Origin of the sequence: Falsiphaeobacter marinintestinus (assembly GCF_007923355.1) — a bacterium.
GTDB classification, from domain to species: Bacteria; Pseudomonadota; Alphaproteobacteria; order Rhodobacterales; family Rhodobacteraceae; genus Phaeobacter_A; species Phaeobacter_A marinintestinus.
The window spans coordinates 1-2,293 of sequence record NZ_VOGO01000039.1 but is presented as its reverse complement, the minus strand read 5'-3'; the positions used below and the strand labels follow the sequence as shown (position 1 = coordinate 2,293).

The window sequence follows — 2,293 nt, the reverse complement described above, 5'->3', positions numbered from 1 at the left end:
CTAGTGCCGATCTATTCGAGGTCATCGAGTGAAAGCGCTTTCGCTGCTTTGCGAAATAATCGCTCAGGGCGGCAAGGCTTCCGCTGCATTCTACCGTGATGACCGCGGCTTTGAAACGCTGCTGCGCCATGGGTATCTCCGCGAAGCAGGAGTCATGGCATCAGTGGTATGCAACAATTGCGACGAACCGCACTCCGCGCCGGTGGTAACCGAGGATGGTAGTTATGGCCACTACTGCCCGGACATTGGCTTTGTCCCCCTGGACCGTACCTACCTACAAGCTGTCCTGCCCGATTTTCCGCAGGTGATCGATCGGTTGGCCGACGCCTTTGATTGTCGGCAGCGCAAAATCTCGGCTCTTCATGGTCAAACTTGGCGGATTGGTTCGGTAGAGACAGCATCCGAGCCTGTTATGCTCTATTTTCATCCAACATTGCAGAGTGAAGATGAGGCGCGTGACCTCCAAAATGCCTTGGGACGTGAGGTCAGGTCCGAGTGGCGGCTGGTGGTCACGTCTCGGGGCACTTTACCAATGGCTGAATTGGTGGCGGTGCGCCTCGACGATCTGGTCGAGATGGATGTGGAGACCGGCCTTCTACGCGGTGTTTCGGACCCCGGCACATTGGCGGGCGTTCCGCGCAGGAATCCCGGAGGACGACCAAGTGCATACGGACCGGTGATCAGTCGTCTTATTGAAGAGCGGATCAATAACGGTCAGGCGGTCAAAGGACGCAATAAAGAAGCGGAGGCCGTATTGAACCTCTATTTGCAGCGCAACCCAGACAAGTCAGCACCGTCGCTTTCAAGTGTCAAAGAGTACGTGACCAAACTTCGTACTGGACAATAACTGGACAGAAACCTCTCGTCTGTTTCTGTCCACCCCGCGTCAGTGATCGTTCGCTCGTACCCAAGCAAAGGAGTATGGGCCATGACGGACACGATTGACAAGCTGAACTACGTTCCGCAAGTACTCGCCGTATCACCAAATGAGGCCGCCCGTCTGTGCAGTATCGGGCGGACCACGCTCTATGCAGCGCTGTCGTCAGGCGAGTTGAAGAGCGTCAAGATCGGGACGCGTCGCCTCATTACGCTCGACGCCCTCCGCGACTGGCTGAAGCTCAAAGAAGCCACGGCGGGCGAGTGAAGCGGAGATGCCAAAGCAAGCGCGCCTGAGCGGAATTAAGGCGTTCCGCTGCTATACTATCGAAGAGGCGGCGGAGGTATCCGGCGTCTCTCCCCGCACGATCCGCAATTGGGCGGCGGGTGGACTACGTGTCATGGACGGCACCCGCCCCTCCCTGATCCGGGGCGACGACTTACGCGACTTCATTAAATCCGCGCGTGACAGTCGCAAAGTGAAGACCCGCATCGACACGTTCTACTGCTTTCGCTGCCGAAAGGAACGACGGGCAGCGGAAGGCCTGGCTGACTGTGAAGTGAAGGCAAACCGCGCGACGCTGACAGCACTCTGTGAGGTCTGTGAAACGGTTGTTTCAAAGCCGGTGGCCGTGGCTCGCATCCCTGAGATTGCCCGGACTCTAGATGTCAAAATTACGCGGCTATAGCGAACACTAAGGAGGTGGACAGTGCCCCCCTTGTTTTTCCGCTTTCCGACCTGCCCGGTCGGCACCGATTTAACCCAGCAATGAGCGCCTGAAAGGAGGCCAGAATGACCAAGCGACCGAATGAGAAAAACGAGCGCCTCAAGCGGCGATTTCTGGAGTATCGCAAATACGCGCGGCAACTCTCCGACAAGTCCCTCGATCGGGAACTCGCTACGTTGGAACGCTTCGATGTCTGGAATGGTCGCAAGGATTTCGGCAAGTACCACATCGAATGGGCCATGGGCTTCCGCACTCATCTGGAGCAAGCCAAGAGCGCGAGCGGCAAGCCATTGGGCAAGTCCACCATCCGCGCCATTCTGGCGACCCTGCGCGAGTTCACGCTGTGGCTTTCTCAGCAAGACGGTTTTCGAAGCCGGATCAGGGCGGCGGACGCGGATTACTTCAACCTGTCGCGCCGGGATGAAGCAGAGGCGCGCGCCGCCCCAACCAGACCTGCGCCTAGCATGAAACAGGCCAAACGCGCGCTGGCGATGATGCCTGTGACCACCCCTACGCGAGAAACGGGACAAGGCGGTCTTTGCGCTGCTTTGTTTGACCGGTATCCGCGTGGGCGCGTTAATTTCGCTGCGCCTCAAACACATCAATCTGGAAGAGAAATCCGTGACCCAGAACCCGCGCGAGGTGGCTACCAAGTTTGGCAAGAGCATCGACACCTTCTTTGCTCAAGG

Annotated in this window: 3 protein-coding genes and 1 pseudogene; all 4 read left to right on the top strand. The window is 57.9% G+C overall.

What is annotated here, in order from left to right; genetic code table 11:
* Window positions 1-28: 28 nt before the first annotated feature.
* Entirely contained in the window at window positions 29-847 is an 819-nt protein-coding gene (locus tag FOY56_RS23285) for a hypothetical protein (protein WP_146348532.1), read from the top strand.
* 81 nt (window positions 848-928) lie between these two features.
* Complete coding sequence (locus tag FOY56_RS23280) at window positions 929-1,144, top strand: helix-turn-helix domain-containing protein (RefSeq protein ID WP_146348531.1); 216 nt, start codon at window positions 929-931, stop codon at window positions 1,142-1,144.
* Window positions 1,145-1,151: 7 nt separating this feature from the next.
* Window positions 1,152-1,565, top strand: a complete 414-nt coding sequence (locus tag FOY56_RS23275) for a helix-turn-helix domain-containing protein (RefSeq protein ID WP_146348530.1) — start codon at window positions 1,152-1,154, stop codon at window positions 1,563-1,565.
* 104 nt (window positions 1,566-1,669) lie between these two features.
* Window positions 1,670-2,293, top strand: a pseudogene (locus FOY56_RS23750) (hypothetical protein); the annotation flags it as partial.

Bases quoted from the DNA above. Each gene is read 5' to 3' on its own strand.
- FOY56_RS23280 (WP_146348531.1), top strand. From the start codon at position 929: ATGACGGACACGATTGACAAGCTGAACTACGTTCCGCAAGTACTCGCC.
- FOY56_RS23275 (WP_146348530.1), top strand. From the start codon at position 1,152: ATGCCAAAGCAAGCGCGCCTGAGCGGAATTAAGGCGTTCCGCTGCTAT.